Origin of the sequence: Chryseobacterium phosphatilyticum (genome assembly GCF_002899825.2) — a bacterium.
Classification (GTDB): Bacteria; Bacteroidota; Bacteroidia; order Flavobacteriales; family Weeksellaceae; genus Chryseobacterium; species Chryseobacterium phosphatilyticum.
Genome location: NZ_PPED02000098.1, coordinates 1 through 453 on the forward strand (window position 1 = coordinate 1; position 453 = coordinate 453).

Annotated in this window: 1 pseudogene; it reads right to left on the bottom strand. The window is 68.4% G+C overall.

Annotated features, from left to right (window positions below):
- Positions 1-264 (bottom strand): annotated as a pseudogene (locus tag C1631_RS25545) (hypothetical protein); the annotation flags it as partial.
- Positions 265-453 lie beyond the last annotated feature (189 nt).

Consider the following 453-nt stretch of genomic DNA (forward strand, 5'->3'; position numbering starts at 1 on the left):
CACCACGACGAGGGTGGTGGGGTCGCGGGTCTCATCCCGGCAGATCGTGCAGGGGTCGCTGGTATCGACGTTGCCGCAGGAGCGGCACACGACGATGCGCTCGGCCGCGACACGCATTGCGTCGGCCAGGGGCGCGAGCAGGGCCTCGCGCTTCTTGATGAGCTGGAGCGCGGCCCGGCGGGCGGAGCGGGGCCCGAGCCCCGGCATGCGCCCGAGAAGCTGGATCAGGCGCTCGATCTCGGGGCCGGCGACGGCTTGGGGCATGCGGGTGCGAAACGGCTGTGACTGAGGAGGAGCGGCGGGCGCCTTCCCTCACATAAGGCTTCCGCCGGGATTTTGCCGCCGGGATTTTGCCCGTTCAGGTTCGCGACAGCTTGGCCGCTGCATGGGGAGCCGGCGCGCAAATTTTATTTGAGCCCATACCAAGGATTAGTTGACGGCCAAGCCGGAGAC